This window comes from Rhizobium sp. SVR5-9E (assembly GCF_056755095.1).
Genome location: NZ_JBNDHS010000005.1, coordinates 70,689 through 93,079, shown reverse-complemented (window position 1 = coordinate 93,079; position 22,391 = coordinate 70,689). Strand labels below are relative to the sequence as shown.

Below are 22,391 nucleotides of genomic sequence, written 5' to 3'. Positions count from 1 at the left end.
ACCGAAGGCGCGCGAGCCACAGCCCGGCTCATCCCGATTTTTTTCGGATTCTGCGCCGTTTTTGCATTTTCCAGGGCCATTCTCATCAATTTTTGTTCGAAAATTCCTTGGAAATACCCTTGGATCCGCGAATCTGGGGATAATTGGCGCATTTTCTGGTTCTCCGGCGCTGCGACTGGCATGATACCTGCATCATGGTTTTCGAGCGGCAATTTGCCCGCGTTAACGGGAGAAGCGGAGAGTCATTTTCTCATGAAAAAGATCGAAGCGATCATTAAGCCTTTCAAGCTCGACGAAGTGAAGGAAGCCCTTCAGGAAGTCGGCCTGCAAGGCATCACTGTCACAGAAGCGAAGGGCTTCGGTCGCCAGAAAGGCCATACGGAACTTTACCGCGGCGCCGAATATGTCGTCGACTTTTTGCCAAAGGTGAAGGTCGAAGTCGTGCTTGCCGACGAGAACGCGGAAGCTGTTATCGACGCTATCCGCAAGGCAGCGCAGACCGGCCGGATTGGAGACGGAAAGATCTTCGTATCCAACATCGAAGAAGTCATTCGTATCCGCACAGGGGAAACCGGCGTCGACGCTATCTGAGCTGGCCGGCTCGGCTTCAAGATTGAGTATCACGTTATAAATTGAAAGGGAGATTCTATGGCGACCGCGAACGAAATTCTCAAGCAGATCAAGGAAAACGACGTAAAGTTCGTTGATCTGCGCTTTACCGACCCCAAGGGCAAGCTGCAGCACGTCACAATGGACGTTTCCTGTGTCGATGAAGACATGTTCGCCGACGGGGTCATGTTCGACGGTTCCTCGATCGGCGGCTGGAAGGCCATCAATGAGTCCGACATGGTGCTGATGCCGGATACGGAAACGGTTCACATGGACCCTTTCTTCGCGCAGTCTACCATGGTCATCGTCTGCGATATTCTGGATCCGGTTTCGGGCGAAGCCTATAACCGCGATCCGCGCGGCACCGCCAAGAAAGCTGAAGCCTATCTCAAGGCATCCGGCATCGGCGACACCATCTTCGTTGGTCCGGAAGCCGAATTCTTCGTCTTCGACGACGTCAAATACAAGGCCGACCCTTACAATACCGGCTTCAAACTCGACAGCAGCGAACTGCCGTCGAACGACGACACCGATTACGAGACCGGAAACCTCGGCCACCGTCCGCGCATCAAGGGCGGCTATTTCCCGGTCCCGCCGGTCGACAGCGCGCAGGACATGCGCTCTGAAATGTTGACCGTACTTGGCGAAATGGGTGTCACCGTCGAAAAGCATCATCACGAGGTGGCCGCTGCCCAGCACGAACTCGGCATCAAGTTCGACACGCTCGTCCGCAACGCCGACAAGATGCAGATCTACAAATACGTCGTGCACCAGGTCGCCAATGCCTACGGCAAGACGGCAACCTTCATGCCGAAGCCTATCTTCGGCGACAACGGTTCTGGCATGCATGTGCACCAGTCGATCTGGAAGGGCGGCAAGCCGACTTTCGCCGGCGACGAATATGCAGGCCTTTCCGAAAGCTGCCTGTATTACATCGGCGGCATCATCAAGCATGCCAAGGCGATCAACGCCTTCACCAATCCGTCGACGAATTCCTACAAGCGTCTCGTCCCGGGTTACGAAGCACCGGTGCTCCTGGCCTATTCCGCCCGCAACCGCTCGGCTTCCTGCCGCATTCCGTTCGGCTCCAATCCGAAGGCAAAGCGCGTCGAAGTCCGCTTCCCGGATCCGACGGCAAACCCGTATCTCGCCTTCGCCGCCATGCTGATGGCCGGCCTCGACGGCATCAAGAACAAGATCCATCCGGGCAAAGCCATGGACAAGGATCTCTACGATCTGCCGCCGAAGGAACTGAAGAAGATTCCAACGGTCTGCGGCTCGCTGCGCGAGGCGCTCGAAAGCCTCGACAAGGATCGCAAGTTCCTGACGGCGGGCGGCGTGTTCGACGACGACCAGATCGACTCCTTCATCGAGTTGAAGATGGCGGAGGTGATGCGCTTCGAGATGACCCCGCATCCGGTCGAATACGACATGTACTATTCGGCTTGATCTCCAAGTAGAAAGCTCCGTCGCCGGCGGAGCTTTCCTCTCTCGTCACTGCCGGTGATGTGACACTCATGTGACGAAAGCCTGCAAAAAACTTGATTTGTGCAGGCCCAATCACCAAATCTGGTGATGAAAGGAAGTCGTACCATGAAAACAAAAGTAGCAAAGTTCAGTATCGGTGAAGTGGTCCGGCACAAAGTTTTTCCGTTTCGCGGCGTCATCTTCGACGTCGATCCGGAGTTTGCGAATACGGAAGAATGGTGGAACTCAATCCCTGCCGAAGTTCGCCCCAGTAAGGACCAACCCTTTTACCATCTGCTCGCGGAAAATGACGAAAACGAGTATGTCGCTTACGTCTCAGAGCAGAACCTGGTGAATGATGAAAGCGGCCTGCCGCTTCGCAATCAGCAGGTCTATCAGATTTTCGATCAAGCGCCGTCCGGCCAGTTCAAGCCCAAGATGAGCTTCGCCCACTAAGACGCTATCGGTCATGACTTAAAACCCCGCCTCCTCCCGGCGGGGTTTTTGTTTTCCGGCAACAAAAAAACCCGGCGCAGGGCCGGGTTTTTGTTCTTTCTTTCGCCGCTGGCAGATTACTGCGCCTTGGCGGCGTTCTGCGCATCTTCCAGCTTCTTGCGGGCTTCCTCGGCCTTTTTCTGCATGCTGTCCTGCAGGCTCTTCTGGCTTTCGGCAAGCTTGTTCGGAGAAACAGCTTCGCCATCAAAGGCGCCGGTAAAGCCTTCGAGGGAAATCTTGATCGGGTTCGGCGCGCGGCGGAAATTGATCGACGTGAAGATCACGTCGCTACCCTTCTTCAGGCCTGCGATCATGGCATCCGTCAGCGGGACCTCGGCGGTGCACTTGTCCGGCAGGCAAACAGCGTAGTCGAGCTTCTGGCCCTTGTTATTGTCGACCTGCATCATGATGCCCGGAGGGATCAGCCGGGCGCTCGGCACGGATACCTGCAGAAGCTTGCGGTTGATCTTGCCCGAAATCGTGATGAGGCCGACGGCCGTGACGAGCTGGCCGCCATTGGCGAGGATCAGGTTCTGAACGACGCAGACATCGTTGTCAGCCTGCTTGCTGCAGGTCTTGTACCAGCCAAGGCGCGGTGCGCCGGCAGCCTGAGCCGGTGCGTCTGCTGAAGCGTCCTGTGCGAAGGAGGATACCGGGGCCGAAGCCGCACCGAAAGCGAGTGCCAGAACGGACAGGGCTGCCCGCATTTTTTTATCTGATTTGAACAACATAACGGATTCCGTCTCCTGATACCCATTAGGGACCGCGATGCGCCGTCCTCTCCATCCGGGGCTATTCGGCATTCCACCTCTTAAAACATTAAGGCAAATGCATGACCCCAGAACTTCGAAACACCTGTTACATTGGGGCGATCCAGATATCCAGTATTTCTTTGGCAATTTCGGGGTGGCCGAAAGATTCCGCCTTGTGAACGTTCGATTTTCCGCCGCGCATGCTAGTCTTCGGCCGAATCGTGCCTTGCCGGAAAGGATTGTGAGCATGCTCCGGGTCATTCTCCCCATAGCCTTTACGCTTTTTTGCGGCGCCGTTGCTGCGGCCCCGCTGCACGGCATCGCTATGCATGGCCAACCCGCCCTGCCCTCTGACTACAAGCATTTCTCCTACGTCAATCCGGACGTGAAGAAAGGCGGCAAGATCACCTACGGCGTCGTCGGCACTTTCGACAATCTCAATCCGTTCATCCTGAAAAGCATGCGAACCACGGCGCGCGGCATGTGGGATCCGGAATACGGCAATCTCGTCTATGAATCGCTGATGCAGCGTTCCCGGGACGAACCGTTTACGCTCTATGGGCTGCTTGCCGAGACGGTCGAATGGGATGAAGACCGCACGTTCGTTCAGTTCAATCTCAATCCGAAGGCCAAGTGGTCCGATGGGCAGCCGGTGACGCCTGAGGACGTCATGTTCTCCTTCGAGCTGCTGCGCGACAAGGGACGCGTGCCCTTTGCGAGCCGCCTGAGCCTCGTCTCGAAAATGGAGAAGATCGGCGAGCATAGCGTGCGCTTCACCTTCAACGACAAGGCGGACCGCGAAACGCCGATGGTCTTCGGGCTGATGCCGGTGCTGCCGAAACACGCCATCGATCCGGAAACCTTCGACCGTACCACTCTCGTGCCACCGGTCGGCTCCGGGCCCTACAAGATCAAAACGGTGAAGCCCGGCGAAAGCATCACCTACGAACGTGATCCGAACTACTGGGGCAAGGATATCCCCTCCAAGGTCGGCATGGACAACTACGACCAGATCACCGTCCAGTATTTTCTGCAGGACACCACCCTTTTCGAGGCATTCAAGAAGGGCGACATCGACGTCTATTCCGACGGGAGTCCCGGGCATTGGGCGACAGCCTATGACTTCCCGGCAGTTTCCTCCGGCACTGTAATCAAGGATACGTTCCAGCCGAAGCTGCCAAGCGGCATGTTCGGGTTTGTCTTCAACACACGGCGCCCGGTATTCGCCAATGCCAAAGTTCGCGAAGGGCTCTCGCTGATCTTCGACTTCGAGTGGGCGAACAGGACGCTCTATTCCAACGCCTACAAGCGCACGCAGAGCTTCTGGCAGAATTCGGCGCTTTCGAGCTTCGGCGTTCCGGCCGATGCCCGCGAGATCCAAATGCTAGGCCCGATCAAAGAGAAGATTGATCCGGCCATTCTCGACGGCACGTACAAGCTTCCCCTAAGCGATGGCTCCGGGCGCGACCGCAATGTGCTGAAGCAAGCGCTGCAGACGCTGAAGGAAGGCGGCTATTCGATCAAAAACGGCAAGATGGTGGATGCCAACGGAAAACTGCTGGCTTTCGAGATCATGACGCAGAACACCGACCAGGAAAAACTTGCCATCGCCTATCAGCGTTCGCTTCACGCTTTGGGCATTGCTGCCTCGATCCGCACGGTGGACGATTCGCAATATCAAAGCAGAACCAATAGTTTCGACTATGATGTTATTCTAAAATCTTATCCGTCGTCGCTCTCGCCCGGAAATGAGCAGCTCTCCTACTGGTCGTCGGCTGCGCGCGACCGCCAGGGGAGTTCAAATTTTGCCGGCGTTACCGACCCTGATGTCGATGCGCTGATCAGGCATATTCTCACCGCCCGCTCCGACGAGGACTTCACGGCCGCTGTCCGTTCGCATGACCGTTTATTGCTTTCTGGGCATTACGTGTTGCCTCTCTACCATCTCGACCAGCAATGGATTGCGCGCAACAAGCGGATCGGCCGTCCGGATGGCGCGCCGCTTTACGGCTATCAGCTTCCTGTTTGGTGGGATCAGAGCGTCCAATAAGTCTGCCGGAAGTGGTTCCTTTTTCCTGCCTGGTTGAAGTCTGGCCTGTCAGGGCATAGATGGCTTGGAAAGACCCCCGGAATAATGAAAGGAAACCACCATGGAACGTATCACCATCGACGTCGTATCGGACGTCGTCTGCCCATGGTGTTATCTGGGCAAGGCGCGGCTGGAGCTTGCGATCGCGGAAGTGCAGGACGAAATCGGCGTCGACATCAACTGGCGCCCCTACCGGCTGAACCCCGACTATCCGCCGGAAGGCGTCGATCAAAAGACAATGCTGGAGCAGAAGCTCGGCGGCGCGGAGCGTGTCGCGCAAGCGCATAAGACGCTTACCGATCTCGGTCGCGAAGTGGGTATAAATTTCGATTTCCAGGCGATCAAGATTGGCCCCAACACGCTCGATGCGCACCGGTTGATCCAATGGGCGATGATCGAAGATCGCGACAGAGCGGACAGCGTCGTCACTGCGCTATTCAAGGCGAATTTCGAGGAAGGCCGCAATGTCGGCGATCATGCAGTATTGCTCGACATTGCCGAGAAAGCCGGTCTCGACCGTGCCGTGATCGCCTCGCTGCTTGCCTCCGACGCGGACCGGGACTTGGTAATCGCCGAAATCGACGCCGCGCAGAAGATGGGCGTGAATGGCGTGCCGTTCTTCATCTTCGACCAGCAATATGCCGTCAGCGGCGCGCAGACGCCGGACGTGCTGGCCGGCGCGCTCCGCGACATCGCCAAGGCGAAGGCCGAAGCGCGCGCCGGATTGAATTGACCTGCCCTACGGCTTGGCCATTTCGGCCAGTTGCGTCATGATGACGGCTGCAGCCTGCAGCCGTTTTTCCGGCGCCGGCAAGTCGCGGTTCAGAAACAGGCTGTGGTCGGGGCGTATCTTCGCCATCGTTCCCTGCTTGGCGATATAGCCAACCAGGTTTGCCGGGTTCGGGAATTCCTTGTTACGGAACTGAATGACCACGCCCTTCGGACCGGCATCGAGCTTTTCGACATTGGCCACGCGGCAAAGCGACTTGATGTAGACGATCTTTAAGAGATGCTGCACCTCGATCGGCATCGGACCGAACCGGTCGATCATCTCGGCGCCGAAGGAATCGATCTCCTTGAGTTCGGTGATCTCGCCCAGGCGGCGGTAAAGCGCCATCCGCAAATGCAGGTCCGGCACATAGCCGTCCGGGATCATGACGGGCGTGCCGACGGAAATCTGCGGTGACCAGCCGGTGTCATGTATCTCGTCGACACCCTTCACTTCAGCGACTGCCTCTTCCAGCATCTGCTGGTAAAGCTCGAAGCCGACTTCCTTGATGTGGCCGGACTGTTCCTCGCCGAGCAGGTTGCCGGCGCCACGGATATCCAGGTCGTGGCTTGCGAGCTGGAAGCCGGCACCGAGCGTGTCCAGCGACTGCAACACCTTGAGGCGGCGCTCCGCAGTCGGCGTCAGCACCTTGTTGACCGGCAGTGTGAAGAGCGCGAAGGCGCGAACCTTCGAGCGGCCGACGCGGCCGCGGAGCTGATAGAGCTGCGCCAGACCGAACATATCGGCGCGGTGGACGATCAACGTATTGGCGGTGGGAACATCGAGCCCGGATTCGACGATCGTCGTCGAAAGCAGCACATCGTAGCGTCCCTCGTAGAAGGCATTCATCACGTCTTCTAGTTCGCCAGCCGGCATCTGGCCGTGGGCGACCGCCACCTTCAGCTCGGGGAGATCCGAGCGCAGGAAGGCGTGGACGTCTTCGAGATCGGCGAGGCGCGGGCAGACGTAGAAGCTCTGGCCGCCGCGATAATGCTCGCGCATCAGCGTTTCGCGAATAACGAGGCTGTCGAACGGAGAAATGAAGGTGCGTACCGCCATGCGGTCGACTGGCGGCGTTGTGATCAGCGAGAGTTCGCGGACACCGGTCATCGCCAGTTGCAGCGTGCGGGGGATCGGCGTGGCGGACAGCGTCAGGACGTGCACGTCGCTCTTCAGCTCCTTCAGGCGCTCCTTGTGCTTGACGCCGAAATGCTGCTCCTCGTCGATGATCAGCAGGCCGAGATTGGCGAATTTGATACCAGCGCCGAGCAGCGCATGCGTACCGACGACGATGTCCGTCTTGCCTTCGGCGACTTCCTTCTTCGTAAGCGCAAGTTCCTTCGAGCCGACAAGGCGGGAAGCCTGCTGCAAACGTACAGGCAGGCCGCGGAAGCGCTCCGAAAAAGTCTTGAAGTGTTGGCGGGCAAGCAGCGTCGTTGGCACGACGACGGCAACCTGAATGCCGTTCATCGCTGCGACGAAGGCGGCGCGAAGCGCCACTTCCGTCTTGCCGAAACCGACGTCACCACAGACAAGGCGATCCATGGGACGGCCGGCAGCAAGATCCCCGCGCACCGTCTCGATGGCGTTGTCCTGATCTTCCGTCTCGTCATAGGGGAAGCGTGCCGCAAACTCGTCGTAAAGCCCTTCCGGCGTTGTCAGGACGGGTGCATGGCGCGTCAGGCGCTCGGCGGCGATGCGGATCAGCGCGTCCGCCATGTCGAGGAGGCGCTTCTTGAGCTTTGCCTTGCGCATTTGCCATGCGCCGCCGCCCAACTTGTCGAGCTGGACTTCGGTGCTCTCGCCGCCATAGCGTGAAAGGAGATCGATGTTTTCGACCGGCAGGAAGAGCTTCGCGTCGTCGGCATATTGCAGCTCGAGACAGGCGCGCGGGGCGCCGGCCGCCTCGATTGTCCGCAGACCGACGAAGCGGCCGATGCCGTGTTCGGCGTGCACGACGATCGAGCCTTCGTCGAGCCCGGCAACTTCCGAAATGAAGTCGGCGGCGCGTTTGCGGCGCTTCGTACGGCGAACCATGCGGTCGCCGAGAATGTCCTGCTCGCCGATGACGATGAGGTTACCGGCCTCAAAGCCGGACTCGAGATTGAGCACTGCCGCAGCCGCCTCGCCTCTATCCAGCGAGTCGACGGCCTTCAGGGTGTCGACTGTCTTGACGCGTTCCAGACCATGTTCATTCAGGACCTGCAGCAGGCGTTCAAGCGAGCCTTCCGTCCAGGCGGTGATGAGAACCTTCGCGCCGCTTGCCCGCTTGTCGGCTATGTGCTTGACGACAACGTCGAAGATGTTGACGCGCTCAGCGTTGCGGTCGCCGCTTTCGGCACTCGTACGCGCCCAGCGCTCTCCCTGACGCGCATCGACATTGACGACGCGTCGTGCCTCGCCCTCGTGCTCGTTGAAGGGCGAAATCCGCATGGCATTGAACGCATCCAGCGTTTGCGCGAAGCTCTTGCCGTCGAGATAGAGCTGGCCGGGCGTGATCGGCTTGTAGGGTGTCCCCTGCGCCATCTGACCCTTTGCCTGCTGGCCGGCATTCAGGCGCGCATCATAATAGTCGAGAACGAGTTTGGAGCGCTCTTCCGCCGCCTCGCGGACGGTGTGATCCGTCACCAGGCGAAAACCCTTCAGATAGTCGAAGACTGTCTCGAGCTTTTCGTAAAAGAGCGGCAGCCAGTGCTCCATGCCGGGATAACGACGGCCCTCGGAGACGGCGAGATAGAGCGCATCATCACGCGTCGCGGCACCAAAAGCCGACAGATAGTTCTTGCGGAAGCGGCTGATCGTGTCGGGCGTCAGCGTCACCTCGTTCATCGGGTTGAGGTCGAGGGAGCGCACCTGCCCCGTCGTGCGCTGGCTTGCCGGATCGAAGCTGCGGATGCTTTCGAGCGTATCCCCGAAGAAGTCGAGACGAACGGGCTCTTCCGCGCCCGGGACGAAAACATCGAGAATGCCGCCGCGCACCGCGTATTCACCGACTTCGCGCACCGTCGCGACGCGATCGAAGCCGTTGCGCTCCAGCCGGCCGGCGACGTCGTCCATGCGGACCTGATTGCCGGGACGGGCCGAAAAGCCCAGGCTTTCGATCACATCCTGCGGCGCAACTTTCTGCAGCATAGCATTGACCGTCACGAGGACGATTGCCGCATGCGGCTTCTTGCCGTGCGCAATCAGGCCGCTCAGAGCCGCCAGGCGGCGTGCGGACGTATCGGCGCTCGGAGAAACGCGGTCGTACGGCAGACAGTCCCATGCCGGCAGCGTCAGGACCGGGATATCGGGGGCGACGAAGCCGAGCATCTGCTCCAGATCGGCCATGCGCTGCCCGTCGGACAGCACGTAGGCGACAGGCTCGCCGGCGCGTGCAAGTTCCGCCAGCAGAAGCGGTTCCAGGCCGGACGGCACATTGCCGATCGTCAGCGGCTCGGCAGCGGCTGCGAGCTTACTTGCATCAAATCCTGGGATCATTCCGGTTTCCTGGATGCGGTATCCGCCGGGTATTGGAAATCCGGCTTGAAGGCGGCGAGGCGCTCGAACATGGGTGTCTGGAAACGCTCCGGCACCGGCCAGGTTCCCATGACCCAACGCAGAAGGTCGTTGTCCTCCTCGCCCATGATGGTTTCCAGCTCGTCAAGCTCCGCCTCGGAAAGCGAGGCAATTTCGGCCTCGGCGAACTGACCGAAGACCAGATCCATCTCGCGCAGCCCGCGATGCCAGCAGCGAAAGAGTATCCGTCGGCGGCGCGGATCGAGACCGGCACTCGAGAGTGTCACACCTGTCATGGCATTACCTTCCTGTTGATGGGCCTCTATAGCCCCTCGAAAGCGGCTTGTCAGCCTTGCCAATGCCCTAATGTTCATCGCATTTTGCAGCATGCGTCCGGCCATTCTCGATCCGCTGTTTTCCCCCGTTTCGGCTCTTCCGGGCGTCGGCCCGAAGATCGCCGAGCTGTTGGTAAAGCTGCTCGGGCGCGAGGCGCCGGAGGATACCCGGATCATCGATCTGCTCTTCCATGCGCCGCATTCGTTGATCGACCGGCGCAACCAGCCGGGAATTGCCCGCGCCCCCCAAGGCGCGATTGTGACGATCACGGCGCGTGTCGACCGGCATCAGCCGCCTCCCCGGGGAAAGAGCAATATTCCCTACCGCGTCTTCCTTCACGACGAGACGGGCGAATTGTCGCTCGTCTTCTTCCGCGGTCAGGCGGGATGGCTGGAGAAACAACTCCCGATCGACGAGGAGGTCATCGTCAGCGGCAAGATCGACTGGTTCAATGGCCGGGCAACGATGGTCCATCCGGATTACATCGTGAAGGCAAGTGATGCGGAAAACCTGCCGCTCGTCGAGCCGATCTACCCGCTGACGGCCGGGCTCTCGCCGAAGACCCTGCGCAAGATTATCGAGGCGGCGTTGCCTCGGATACCGCAATTGCCGGAATGGACCGACCTTTCGCTGACACAGAAGCAGGGATTGCCGTCGACCGCCGACAGCTTTCATATGCTGCACGAACCGCGCGATCCCACGGACATCGACCCGCAGGCCCCTACTCGGCGAAGGTTGGCTTATGACGAGTTTCTTGCCGGTCAGTTGTCGCTCTCGCTGGTGCGCCAGCGGCTTCGCAAGGTCGCCGGGCAACCGGTCCATGCCACCGGCGAGATCAGCCGGAAAATCCTTGATGCGCTGCCCTTTTCTCCAACGCGCAGCCAGACAGAGGCCGTTGCCGACGTTCTAAAGGATATGGCTAGCGAAGACCGTATGCTGCGGCTTCTCCAGGGCGATGTCGGCTCCGGCAAGACTCTGGTGGCGCTGATGGCAATGGCTGCCGTGATCGAGAGCGGCGGCCAGGCCGTGCTGATGGCTCCCACTGAAATTCTTGCGCGGCAGCACCACGCGACGATCTCCAAGTTCGCGGCCTCTGCCGGTCTCGGCATCGAGGTGCTGACCGGCCGAACCAAGGGGCGCGAGCGCGACGACATTCTTGAGCGGATCGCCTCCGGTGCGGCCCAGATCATCATCGGCACGCATGCGCTCTTCCAGGACAGCGTCAACTACAAGAACCTGATGCTGGCGGTCGTTGACGAGCAACATCGCTTCGGCGTCCATCAGCGCCTGAGGCTGACGGCGAAAGGCATCTCGCCGCATATGCTGGTGATGACCGCCACCCCCATTCCGCGCACGCTGGTGCTTGCCGCCTTCGGCGACATGGATGTCTCGAAACTCACCGAGAAACCCGCGGGCCGCAAACCGATACAGACGATAACGGTTCCCAGCGAACGAACCGGCGAGATCGTGCAGCGGCTGAAGAGTGCTCTCGCCGAAGGCAAGAAGGCTTACTGGATCTGCCCGCTGGTCGAGGAGTCCGAAGAACTCGACCTGATGTCGGCCGAAGAGCGGCATTCCACGCTTGTCTCTGCTCTCGGTCCAGGAATTGGTCTCATCCACGGCCGCATGAGCGGGCCGGAGAAGGATGCCGTGATGATGTCGTTCAAGAACGGCGAACTGCGGCTGCTCGTCGCGACGACCGTCGTCGAAGTCGGTGTCGACGTGCCGGACGCGACGATCATGGTGATCGAGCACGCAGAACGCTTCGGACTGGCGCAGCTGCACCAGCTTCGCGGACGCGTCGGCCGCGGCGACGAGGCATCGACCTGCATCCTGCTCTACAAAGGTCCGCTTGGGGAGACCAGCCACGCTCGGCTCTCGATCATGCGAGAGACGGAGGACGGCTTCAGGATCGCCGAGGAGGACTTGAAGCTGCGTGGCGAAGGCGAAGTGCTCGGCACCCGCCAGTCCGGCACCCCCGGCTTTCAGATCGCGAGCCTGGAGGCCCATGCCGACCTTCTGGAGATCGCCCGCAAGGACGCCGCCTATCTGATCGAGCGCGACCCGGACCTGACAAGCGAACGCGGCACGGCGATCCGCACGCTGCTCTATCTATTCCGGCGCGATGAGGCGATCCGCTTCCTGCGTGCGGGCTGAGTGCGGACGCGACATGCGCGTCCGCTTGTTTCGATAGAGGTTACTTGCCCGACAGTCCCGGGAGGGTAACCTGATAGACCTGGAACATGGTGTCGACGTCCGCACCACCTTCGGCCTTGTAGGCTGCGCCGACCTGGAAACCATCCTGCGTGAAGAAGTCGTTGTCGTTCACCACGAAGAGGAAGTAGTCGTCCGGCAGGTTCGGATCCTTGACGCTTGCGAGCGACACCGCCTCCCACTTTTCGGACAGGTTGTTGCGGTCGTTCGGTGCGCCGTTGTGCAGGCCGAAGCGGGCAAGCTGCGTGTTGTCGTTCATGTCAATGAAAGGGGTCAGCGTTGCGGGCTTGACCGAAGGATCCACGACGCCCTTCGGAGCGACCGGCTTGGCAGCATCGAAATCGGTTCCGAGAATGTCGGTCGCGGCCGAGACATCGACGATGCCGATATTGCGATAAAGCGAGGTGTCGCCCTTCAGCATCGAACCGTTGCCGCTGTCGCGCGACAGCATCAGGAATTTCGTGTCGGAGAGCGCGACGATTTCACTCTGCGCGGCAATGGTCGTCTTGCCCTTGGCATCCTTGAAGACGGGCAGCGGCACGACATATTCGTGCACCATCTTCAGATGCGCAAGGTCGGAGGCGTCGTAGATCATCGCGCGGGTATTCTGGCGGGTAGAGCCGGAATCACCGCCATCCTGACGGGCTGCCGACTGCAGCACGGCGATCACATACTTGCCGTCCGGTGTCATCGCCATGCCCTCAAGGCCCTGGTTATTCTGACGGCCGGTATCGGGGTCCTTGGGATCGGGAGCAGCCGCACCCGGACCGGGGTTGTTCGACGCAAAGCTCAGCGTGCCCTTTCGCATCGGCAACAGCGCCTTGGAGGGCTGCGTCGCGGACATCAGGTGGCCATTGGCAGAGAAGCGGTAGATATAAGGGCCGTATTCGTCGCTGATGAACATGGAGCCGTCCGGCAGACGAATGATCGCTTCGTTGTCGAGGGCAACCTTGCCGTTCGTCGCTTCAGGCAGCGGCGGCATGTCACCGGCGGCAGCGCGAACGCCGGATTCCGGATCGAGGCCGGTCGTATCCGCACCCTTGTCGTCCACGAGCATCATCGTATCGGCGAGCGTAGCCTGAACGCCGGACTGTTCCTTACCGGCCGAAGGCGTTGCGCCCGGCGCTACCGGCGTGAACGTAATGTCGATCGTATTCAGACGTGGGCGATAATCGGTCGTTCCAACGGCATTGTAACCGCGGTCGGGCAGCAGCCACAGCGAGCCCTTGTAGGTGTCGCCATCGCGCGTCCAGCTCGACTGGTCGATCGACATGCCGGAACCGGAACCAAAGGTTTCCCCGAACTTGTCGCGCTGGTTCGACGGCATGCGGCCGATGCCGACGAGACCTTTATTGACGAAAGTCGTGGCGCCGACAGTGACAGAATTATCGGCAAGCGCGGCAACCGGCGTCAGGGCGGCGGATGCGATCAAGGCTGCGGCCAGTAACCGAAGCCTTGGAAAATGCGAATATTTCATGGGGCAATGTCCTCTTGATAAAAGCTTTTTCGGAAAGGATTTCATCAGGACGCAAGCCCGTAAGCCGCTTCGAAATATGAACGGCCCGCTTCGGTGTTTATGAAGCTGTTCGATGAGATTGCGCCCGAAAGCCTCCCGAAGAGCGGTGTAGGGCGGCAACGTGATACTTACGTGACAGGCTCAGAAGTGCGGATCAGGTTTCCGCGGGCGCTCGCAACTGCTTGCGGGAACGCTTTTCCTTCGCGGCCCGGCTTGCAAGTTCATCCGGCGCCACAAGTCCGCCCGAAATCAGGAGCTTTGCCGCATCCTCCGGCGACATGTCGAGAACAACGATCTTTTCGCGCGGGACGAAGATCAGAAATCCGGCCGTCGGCACCGGGGTGGGCGGCAGGAAGACACTGACCATATCATGCCCCATCGCATTGAACTTGGTAGCGATCTCACCCTTCGCATCAGTGGCGATGAAGACCAGCGCCCAGAGGCCAGGGCTCGGATATTCGATGAGGCCTACCTTCTTGAAGGAATTGTTTTGCTCCTTCAGCACCGATTCAAATATCTGCTTCACGCTCTTGTAGATGCTGCGCACCAGCGGGACGCGGTGTACCAGCGACTCTCCGAACTGCACGATGCCCCGGCCAATGAGGTTTTTCCCCAGGAAGCCGATGATGGTGATGAAGATCATCGCGATAATCAGGCCGGAACCGGGAACCGCAAAATTCAGGTAGCTGTCGGGATCGTAGCGGGCGGGAATGTACGGCTTCACCCAGCTGTCGGCCCAGCGGACAATCGACCATGTGAGCCAGAGCGTGATCGCAATCGGGGCACAGATGATGAGGCCCGCCAGGAAGTTGTTTCTAATGCGCGTTGCTATCGGCAATCGGTGCAGCTTGTTCGTCATCGCTCGCGATGAACTCCCTTGGGTCTACCGGATGTCGTGATCAGGCGCCCCCGCACCTGCCGAACGAGGCTGCCAGAATTCGACACCTTGTACAAGCGGTGCAGCCGCCTTGCGGTTCACTCCACCGTGACCGATTTCGCGAGGTTTCGCGGCTGATCGACATCCGTGCCCATGAACACCGCGGTGTGGTAGGCAAGCAATTGGATCGGCAGGGAGAATATCATCGGCGCAATGATCTCGGGAACGTTCGGAAGCGCGATCGTCGTCATGGTCGGCAGCTTGGACGCGGCGGCGCCCGCTTCGTCGGTGATGAAGACGATTCGCCCGCCGCGAGCCGCGACTTCCTGCATGTTCGAAACGGTCTTGTCGAAGAAGCGGTCGTAAGGCGCGATGACGATGACCGGCATATTCTCGTCGATCAGCGCAATCGGCCCGTGCTTCAATTCGCCCGCCGCATATCCCTCGGCATGGATATAGGAAATCTCCTTGAGCTTCAGCGCGCCTTCCATTGCCAGCGGGAAGCTGGTTCCGCGGCCGAGATAAAGCACGTCGCGGCACTTGGAGAGCTCACGCGACAGGCTTTCCATTTGCGGCTGCACGAGGTTCAGCACACGGCTCATGATGCGCGGCATTTCGGCGAGATGGCGCACGAGCGCCTTTTCTTCGTCCGCGCTGACGGTGCCGCGCGCCTTGCCGGCGCTGATTGCGAGCGATGCAAGCACCGCCAACTGGCAGGTGAAGGCTTTGGTCGACGCAACGCCGATCTCAGGGCCGGCCATGATCGGGAAGACGGCGTCGGATTCGCGCGCGATGGTCGACTCCTGGACGTTGACCACGGCTCCGATTTTCAGGCCATGGTCCTTGCAGTAGCGGAGCGAGGCCAGCGTATCGGCGGTTTCACCCGATTGCGAGATGAAGAGTGCTGCCTGCGACGGCTGCAGCGGCATCTCGCGATACCGGAACTCCGAGGCGACATCGATTTCGACCGGCAAGCGGGCATAGCGCTCAAACCAGTATTTGCCGACCAGGCCAGCGAGATAGGCCGTGCCGCAGGCCGAGACAGCGAGGCTGCTTACCGTCCGGAAGTCGATCGCCGATGCATTGGCAGCAATCGTGTTCTCGGCAAAATCCATGTAGTGGCTGAGAGCGTGGGAAATCACCTCAGGCTGCTCGTAGATTTCCTTCTCCATGAAATGGCGATGGTTGCCCTTGTCGACGACATAGGCCGCCACCTGGGAAATCTGCCGCGGGCGGTTCACCGGCTTGCCGGAAAAATCGACGATCGTCGCACCCTCACGGGTGATGACCGCGCAGTCGCCGTCGACAAGATAGGTGATCTCGCTGGTGAAGGGCGAAAGAGCGATCGCATCCGACCCCAGGAACATTTCACCATTTCCGAAGCCAACGGCGAGCGGTGGGCCGGAGCGCGCAGCCAGCAGCGTACCCGGATCGTTCTTCAGCATGACAACGAGCGCATAGGCGCCCGTCACGCGGTTCAGCATCTTGAGCATGGCTGCGCGCGGCTCAAGTCCCTCGCGCAAGTACTTCGCCATCAGATGAGCGACGACTTCGGTGTCCGTCTGGCTTTCGAATATCGCACCGTCGGCACTCAGCTCGTCGCGCAGCTCCGAGAAGTTCTCGATAATGCCGTTGTGGACGACAGCCACGCCTTCGACGAAGTGCGGGTGCGCATTGGTCTCGTTCGGAACGCCATGGGTTGCCCAGCGGGTATGGGCGATGCCCGTCGTGCCGAAGAGCGGCTCGGCGTCGAGGCGCTTCTCCAGGTTGAAAAGTTTGCCCTCGGCGCGGCGGCGATCCATCACGCCGTTGTGGATCGTCGCAACACCGGCGGAATCATAACCTCGATACTCGAGCCGCTTCAGCGCATCCACTAACCGCTCCGCAACAGGACGACTGCCGACGATGCCCACGATACCGCACATGAAAATGTCCCCAACGCTTTGAAATAACGAGACCAGTACCTAGCGATTTCCTGTTATTTCTCAATCGCTCAGCCGGTCACTTTCGATTTCCGGCCGTTACTCAGCCTTGGTTTTTTTTGCCGCCTTGATGGCCAGTGCGCGCTCGCGAATTGCTTTGGCGCGCTCAGGCTTCACCTCCTGGCGAGCCCGGCCGAAGGCAAGCGCATCGGCGGGGACATTGTCGGTGATGACACTGCCGGACGCAATATACGCGCCGTCACCGATGCTGACCGGAGCAACCAATGCACTGTTCGAGCCGATGAAGGCATTGGCGCCGATTCGGGTCTCGAATTTGTTCACGCCGTCGTAGTTGCAGGTGATCGTGCCCGCGCCGATGTTAGTACCGGCTCCGATGACCGCATCGCCGATATAGGTCAGATGGTTGACCTTGGCGCCCTCGCCTATCTGACCGTTCTTCACCTCGCAGAAGTTGCCGACCTTCGAGCCTTGGCCGAGATCGGCGCCGGGACGAAGGCGGGCAAAAGGACCGACCGCCGCACCCGCCCTTACATGCGCACCTTCGATATGAGAAAAGGAATGGATCACCGCGCCGCCGTCGATCACCGCGCCGGGACCGAACACGACGTTCGGCTCGATCAGCACATCCTGACCGATGACGGTGTCATACGACAGGAAAACAGTCTCCGGCGCGATCATCGTCACGCCTGAGATCATCAGTTCGTGACGGCGGCGCTCCTGCCAGAAACGCTCGATCGCCGCGAGTTCAGCCCTGTTGTTGCAGCCGGTCATCTCGACTTCCGGAGCATCGACAGCGGTCACCCGGCCGCCCAGCGAACGGGCGATTTCGACGAGGTCTGTAAGGTAATACTCACCCTTCATGTTGCCGTTTCCGATCCGCGCCAGCAGATCGAGCGCCTTACGGCCGTTGATCGCCATCAGGCCGCTATTGCACCATTTGACGGCGCGCTCGGCGTCGGTCGCATCCTTTTCCTCGCGGATCGCGATCAGTTCGCCATCTTTCACCAGCAACCGGCCGTAACCGGTCGGCCGGTCTGTATGGAACCCGATGACGGCGATGTCACTGCCTTCCGCCAGCGCCTGACGCGCCGCCCTCAACGGACCCTCGGTCTGCAGCGGCACGTCGCCATAGGTCACGAAAATATCGTCGTAGCCGCGGGCAATCGCCTCGCGCGCCGCAAGGACCGCGTGCCCGGTTCCAAGACGTTCCTTCTGCAGATGCGCCTCGACCTCGACGCCGCCGATGCTGGCTGCCTTGGCGACCTCTTCGGCATCGCGTCCGACAACAAGCGCGACGGAGGAGATACCTGCCTTTGCCACGGCCTCCACGACATGTGCAATCATCGGCCGGTTGGCGACCGGATGCAGCACCTTCGATTTTGAGGACTTCATGCGAGTGCTATCACCGGCGGCAAGAATAACGGCGAGGCAGGTGCGTTCCATGGCGGGCTCCGGGAATCCATTGTTCGGCAACGTTCTGCCTCATAGCAGCAAGGCGAACCGTCGACAAAGATGAAATTGGTCAGGCCGAGACCCGGGTGAGAGCCGCGTAGGCATCACGAACGCGCCCCCGGCCTTCGATGATGACGGCTTCCATTGCCGTGCGGGCGGCCGGGACATCGCCTGCAACGATTGCATCGACAATGCGCATATGCGTGTCGGCGATATTGGCGAAGCCGTTCTGGGAAGGCGGCGTGCTGAGCCGGAACATGCCAACCAGTGCAGCCTCGATCAGGCTTCCGAGCGTGCGCATGAACGGGTTGTGGGAGGCATCGGCAACTGCCAGATGGAATTTCAGGTCGGCGAACGCGAGACTTTCCGCCGTGTGGCCGGGTTCGGCCATATCGAGCGCCAACGCACGCAGCGTGGCGATGTCATCGCCGTTCGCGCGCTCTGCAACCAGCCCAGCGGCGAACGGCTCCACGGCAAGCCGAATGTCGTAGAGCTGCAACAGGAATTCTTCGGTAACGCCATGATCGAAATGCCAAGCGATGATCTCGCTGTCGAACATGTTCCAGAAGGTCTTCTCGGTGACGCGCGTGCCGACACGCGCCTTGGCGACAACCATGCCCTTGGCCGCGAGCGTCTTCATCGTTTCGCGAAGAACCGTTCGAGAGACCTTGAAGCGCTGCGCAAGCTCGGCGTCGCCAGGGAGAATCGAGCCGACCGGATAGGTCCCGGCCACGATGGCCTTGCCGAGCTCATCCACGACCTGCGCGTGGCTGGTGCGGGTCCTGCGACCGCTCCTTCGTGTCTCAAGCAATCGGTTGCGCAAGTAACAAGTCCTCCGTCAGGCGTACCTCTTGTTCAGGCTGGAAACGAACAGAATAGCCTTTTGCATCAGAATAAACGCAAAGAGCAGAAGGCCGATAAGGATTTTTGTCCACCAGCTCGAAAGCGTCCCGTCGAAGGTGATGTACGTCTGAATGAGCCCTTGTATCAAGAGACCGATAAAAGTTCCCGCGACGAATCCCGCTCCCCCCGTCAGCAGCGTCCCCCCAATGACCACCGCGGCAATGGCGTCAAGTTCCACACCGACCGCCGCCAGCGAATAGCCGGCAGAGGTATAGAGTGAAAAGACGATTCCCGATAGTCCCGCCAGAAAGCCGGAAAGCGCGTAGATGCGGATGGTGGTAGGGCCAACCGGCACGCCCATCAACTCGGCCGTCTGGACGCCGCCACCGAGCGCGTAAACGTTTGCTCCGAAGCGCGTGCGATGCGCGATGAAGATGCCCGCGGTGAAGACAAGCAGCATGATGCCGCCGATCAGCGTCAGGCGTCCGCCGCCCGGCAGGCGGTAGTAGATGCCGGTCAGCGTCGAATAGTATTCGTGATCGATGGGGATGCTGTCGATCGACAGCACATAGGACATGCCACGCGCCAGGAACATGCCTGCCAGCGTCACGATGAAAGCCGGCATCTTCAGATAATGGATCACTGCGCCCATCAACCCGCCGAAAGCGGTCGTGATAACGAGAACCAGCGCGAATGCGGCGAGCGGGTGGATCGAGGTGTCCCGCAGGATGACGGCAAGGAATACGCCCGTGAAGGCGATGACCGAGCCGATCGAGAGATCGATGCCGCCTGAAATAATGACGAAGGTCATGCCGACGGCGGCAATGCCGAGGAATGCATTGTCGGTCAAAAGATTGCCGGCGACACGGGTCGACAGCATGTTCGGGTATTGCAGCGCACAGGCCACATAGGACAGCACGAAGATGACGATGGTCGCCAGCAGCGGCAGGTATTTCGAGTTCATTTCGACAGCTCCGCCCTGACTTCCGGCTTGCGGCTGAAGAAGATCGCCGTGGACTGCAGCGCCGGCGACTGGATGATGAGGATGATCAGGACGATCACCGCCTTGATGATGAGGTTGAATTCAGGAGGAAAGCCCGAGAGCAGAATGCCGGTGTTGACCGCCTGGATGATCATCGCACCGATGAGTGAGCCAAGAATGCTGAAGCGCCCGCCAAGCAGGGAATTGCCGCCGACAACCACCGCAAGGATCGCATCCAGCTCCAGCCAAAGACCCGCATTATTCGCATCCGCGCCCTTGATGTCAGCTGCAACGATGATGCCGGCAACGGCCGCGCAGAGCGCGCTCAGCATGTAGACCGCCATCAGCAGGACGGGAGTGCGAACGCCGGAAAGCGTGCTGGCCCGGCGGTTTATGCCGATTGCTTCAATCAGCATCCCAAGAGCGGTGCGACGCACGAGCAGGATCACCAGCGCACCGGCGACCAGCCAGGTCACCACGGGCATCGGCAGGTAGGCGAAGGAACCGCTGCCGAGGAAGATGAGCCCCGGATCATTGAAGGTCATGATCACGCCTTCGGTAATCAGCTGGGCGATGCCACGCCCGGCCACCATCAGAACGAGGGTGGCGATGATCGGCTGGATATTCAGGATGGCAACCAGGAAACCGTTCCAGACGCCGCAAAGCAATCCGGTGCCGAGGGTCACGATCAGCGTGTAGGCAAGCGAATTGCCGGAGACGATCAACGATGCAGCAACCGCGCCGCAGATCGCGATGACTGCGCCGACAGAAAGATCAATGCCCTTCGTCGCGATGACCAGCGTCATCCCGATCGCAAGGAGTGCAACCGGTGCGCCGCGATTGAGAACGTCGATCAGACTGCCATAGAGACGGTCATTCTGCACCACGACATTAAAAAACTGCGGGAACATTATGAAATTCAACAGGAGAATAACCGCAAGCGCAATCAATTGCGGGGCGAGGCGTATGACAAGCGCCTTGAGCGAGGAACTCATGCATCCTCCATTTTCTTTTCAGCGGCTGCGATTGCATCGATGATGGCGGCTGCAGTCACGCGGTCTCCGGCAAGCTCGGCGATATGCTCGCGGTCGCGAAGAACAATGACGCGTGAACTGTAGGCGACAAGTTCTTCCAGTTCTGAGGAAATGACGATCAGAGACATGCCCTTCGCGCAAAGTTCCTCGATCAGCTTGATGATTTCTGCGTGGGCTCCGACATCAATGCCGCGCGTGGGTTCGTCGAGGATCAGAAAATCCGGATTGGTAGCAAGCCAGCGAGCCAGGATGGCCTTCTGCTGATTGCCGCCCGAAAGCAGGCGGATCGGCTTCTCGCGGTCGGTGGTGCGGATATCGAGCGTCTTTATGTACTGGTCCGCCAAGGCGTTCTGCTCGCTGCGCGAAAGCGGCCGCGCCCACCCGCGGCGGGCCTGAAGGGCCAGCGCGATGTTTTCGCGGATCGAGAGGTCGCCGATGATTCCATCGGTCTTGCGGTCTTCCGGACAAAAGCCGAAGCCGTTCATGATCGCGGCACGCGGGCTTGATAGCGCCACGGCTTTCCCATCGATCTCGGCCTTGCCGCTGTCGGCGTGCTCTATGCCAAAGAGAAGCTCCGCAGTCTCGGTGCGTCCGGATCCCAGCAGGCCCGCTATGCCCACTACCTCGCCGGTGCGAACGTTGAGATTGAATGGTTTCACCTTGCCGCGCTTGCCATAGCGCTCGAAGCGGTACTTGGTATCGCCAACTACAACTGCGCGCTCGCTTGCCGCCTGTTCCGTCTGGGCCAATTCGCGGCCGAGCATCATCGGGATCAGCGCCTGCCGCGGCAAGTCCGCCGTCTTCCGGGTGCCGACCAATCTACCGTTGCGAAGCACAGTTATGCGATCGCTGATTTCATAGACCTGCTCCAAGAAGTGCGTAATGAAAACAATGCCTAACCCACGCCTCTTCAAGTTCTTTACGATGTCGAAGAGCATCGCGACTTCGTGGGTATCAAGGCTTGCGGTCGGCTCATCAAGGATCAGGACCTTGCCGGAAAGATCGACCGCCCGGGCAATGGCGATCACTTGCTGAACGGCGACGGAGAAGCGATCGAGCTGCGCCGTTACATCGATGGTCAAGCCATATTGCGCCAGCAATTCACGCGCCATCCGGTTCATGGCGCGGGCATCGACCATGCCAAGACGTCGGGGCTGGCGGCCGAGAAAAAGGTTTTCGGCAACACTGAGATTGGGAAGGAGGTTTACCTCCTGATAGACGGTCCCGATGCCTAGCTTCTGAGCGGCCAGCGTATCGGCAGGATCGATCTGGCTGCCTTCCAGCGCGAGCCGTCCCTCGTCGCGGCGATAGGCGCCGCTCAGGCATTTGATGAGCGTCGATTTGCCGGCTCCGTTTTCACCGAGCAGCGCATGCACCTCGCCCTTGCGAAGCGTGAAATCAACTTTGTCCAGCGCCACCGCGCCGGGAAAAAACTTGGATATTCCGGACGCGGCGAGAATGTTCTCGAAATCGTGAATCATGGCTCGGTATTTTCCTGATATTGACCCCTTGTGC

At 60.0% G+C, this 22,391-nt stretch carries 17 protein-coding genes; 6 read left to right on the top strand and 11 right to left on the bottom strand.

The genetic code is table 11. From position 1 onward, the window contains the following. The first annotated feature begins 252 nt into the window (after positions 1 to 252). The 3 genes from ACPYOJ_RS04840 to hspQ all read left to right on the top strand — a co-directional run bounded on the left by ACPYOJ_RS04840 (position 253) and on the right by hspQ (position 2,532). On the top strand, positions 253 to 591 hold the full coding sequence (locus ACPYOJ_RS04840) for a P-II family nitrogen regulator (protein ID WP_018900556.1): 339 nt from the start codon (positions 253 to 255) through the stop codon (positions 589 to 591). Between the two features lie 57 nt (positions 592 to 648). Beyond that, positions 649 to 2,058 (top strand): type I glutamate--ammonia ligase, encoded by a 1,410-nt coding sequence (gene glnA / locus ACPYOJ_RS04835; protein ID WP_481415226.1) that lies wholly within the window; start codon positions 649 to 651, stop codon positions 2,056 to 2,058. A 144-nt stretch (positions 2,059 to 2,202) separates the two neighbouring features. Further along, positions 2,203 to 2,532 (top strand): heat shock protein HspQ, encoded by a 330-nt coding sequence (gene hspQ, locus ACPYOJ_RS04830; protein WP_481415225.1) that lies wholly within the window; start codon positions 2,203 to 2,205, stop codon positions 2,530 to 2,532. 116 nt (positions 2,533 to 2,648) lie between these two features. Here the strand turns inward: hspQ and ACPYOJ_RS04825 are convergent, their stop codons facing one another. Beyond that, entirely contained in the window at positions 2,649 to 3,302 is a 654-nt protein-coding gene (locus tag ACPYOJ_RS04825) for an invasion associated locus B family protein (RefSeq protein ID WP_481415224.1), read from the bottom strand. Positions 3,303 to 3,570: 268 nt separating this feature from the next. On the opposite strand from ACPYOJ_RS04825, the gene ACPYOJ_RS04820 reads away from it, so the two are divergent. Beyond that, positions 3,571 to 5,373 carry an extracellular solute-binding protein gene (locus ACPYOJ_RS04820; RefSeq protein ID WP_481415288.1) on the top strand — a complete coding sequence of 601 codons (1,803 nt, stop codon included), beginning with the start codon at positions 3,571 to 3,573 and terminating at the stop codon, positions 5,371 to 5,373. 100 nt (positions 5,374 to 5,473) lie between these two features. Continuing rightward, entirely contained in the window at positions 5,474 to 6,145 is a 672-nt protein-coding gene (locus ACPYOJ_RS04815) for a DsbA family oxidoreductase (RefSeq protein ID WP_481415223.1), read from the top strand. Between the two features lie 6 nt (positions 6,146 to 6,151). On the opposite strand, the gene mfd is transcribed toward ACPYOJ_RS04815, so the two are convergent. Then, a complete protein-coding gene (mfd, locus tag ACPYOJ_RS04810) occupies positions 6,152 to 9,661 on the bottom strand; it encodes a transcription-repair coupling factor (protein WP_481415222.1) in 3,510 nt (1,169 codons plus the stop codon). Beyond that, a complete protein-coding gene (locus tag ACPYOJ_RS04805; RefSeq protein ID WP_168832731.1) occupies positions 9,658 to 9,975 on the bottom strand; it encodes an FAD assembly factor SdhE in 318 nt (105 codons plus the stop codon). Before ACPYOJ_RS04805 ends, mfd begins: the two co-directional genes overlap by 4 nt. Positions 9,976 to 10,066: 91 nt before the next feature. On the opposite strand from ACPYOJ_RS04805, the gene recG reads away from it, so the two are divergent. Continuing rightward, a complete protein-coding gene (gene recG, locus ACPYOJ_RS04800) occupies positions 10,067 to 12,172 on the top strand; it encodes an ATP-dependent DNA helicase RecG (protein ID WP_481415287.1) in 2,106 nt (701 codons plus the stop codon). A 40-nt stretch (positions 12,173 to 12,212) separates the two neighbouring features. On the opposite strand, the gene ACPYOJ_RS04795 is transcribed toward recG, so the two are convergent. From ACPYOJ_RS04795 to ytfR, 8 genes are all read right to left on the bottom strand, one after another. Next, positions 12,213 to 13,706 carry an esterase-like activity of phytase family protein gene (locus tag ACPYOJ_RS04795; protein WP_481415221.1) on the bottom strand — a complete coding sequence of 498 codons (1,494 nt, stop codon included), beginning with the start codon at positions 13,704 to 13,706 and terminating at the stop codon, positions 12,213 to 12,215. A gap of 193 nt (positions 13,707 to 13,899) precedes the next feature. Beyond that, complete coding sequence (locus ACPYOJ_RS04790; protein ID WP_168832733.1) at positions 13,900 to 14,604, bottom strand: DUF502 domain-containing protein; 705 nt, start codon at positions 14,602 to 14,604, stop codon at positions 13,900 to 13,902. Between the two features lie 116 nt (positions 14,605 to 14,720). Continuing rightward, positions 14,721 to 16,547, bottom strand: coding sequence for a glutamine--fructose-6-phosphate transaminase (isomerizing) (gene glmS, locus ACPYOJ_RS04785; RefSeq protein ID WP_481415220.1), 1,827 nt, complete (start codon positions 16,545 to 16,547; stop codon positions 14,721 to 14,723). Between the two features lie 96 nt (positions 16,548 to 16,643). Further along, positions 16,644 to 18,008 carry a bifunctional UDP-N-acetylglucosamine diphosphorylase/glucosamine-1-phosphate N-acetyltransferase GlmU gene (gene glmU, locus ACPYOJ_RS04780; RefSeq protein ID WP_481415219.1) on the bottom strand — a complete coding sequence of 455 codons (1,365 nt, stop codon included), beginning with the start codon at positions 18,006 to 18,008 and terminating at the stop codon, positions 16,644 to 16,646. 79 nt (positions 18,009 to 18,087) lie between these two features. Continuing rightward, positions 18,088 to 18,840 carry a FadR/GntR family transcriptional regulator gene (locus ACPYOJ_RS04775; protein ID WP_168832736.1) on the bottom strand — a complete coding sequence of 251 codons (753 nt, stop codon included), beginning with the start codon at positions 18,838 to 18,840 and terminating at the stop codon, positions 18,088 to 18,090. A 15-nt stretch (positions 18,841 to 18,855) separates the two neighbouring features. Continuing rightward, positions 18,856 to 19,824, bottom strand: a complete 969-nt coding sequence (gene yjfF / locus ACPYOJ_RS04770; protein ID WP_481415218.1) for a galactofuranose ABC transporter, permease protein YjfF — start codon at positions 19,822 to 19,824, stop codon at positions 18,856 to 18,858. After that, positions 19,821 to 20,837 carry an ABC transporter permease gene (locus ACPYOJ_RS04765; protein WP_481415217.1) on the bottom strand — a complete coding sequence of 339 codons (1,017 nt, stop codon included), beginning with the start codon at positions 20,835 to 20,837 and terminating at the stop codon, positions 19,821 to 19,823. Before ACPYOJ_RS04765 ends, yjfF begins: the two co-directional genes overlap by 4 nt. Beyond that, on the bottom strand, positions 20,834 to 22,357 hold the full coding sequence (gene ytfR / locus ACPYOJ_RS04760) for a galactofuranose ABC transporter, ATP-binding protein YtfR (protein WP_481415216.1): 1,524 nt from the start codon (positions 22,355 to 22,357) through the stop codon (positions 20,834 to 20,836). Before ytfR ends, ACPYOJ_RS04765 begins: the two co-directional genes overlap by 4 nt. Between the last annotated feature and the right edge of the window lie 34 nt (positions 22,358 to 22,391).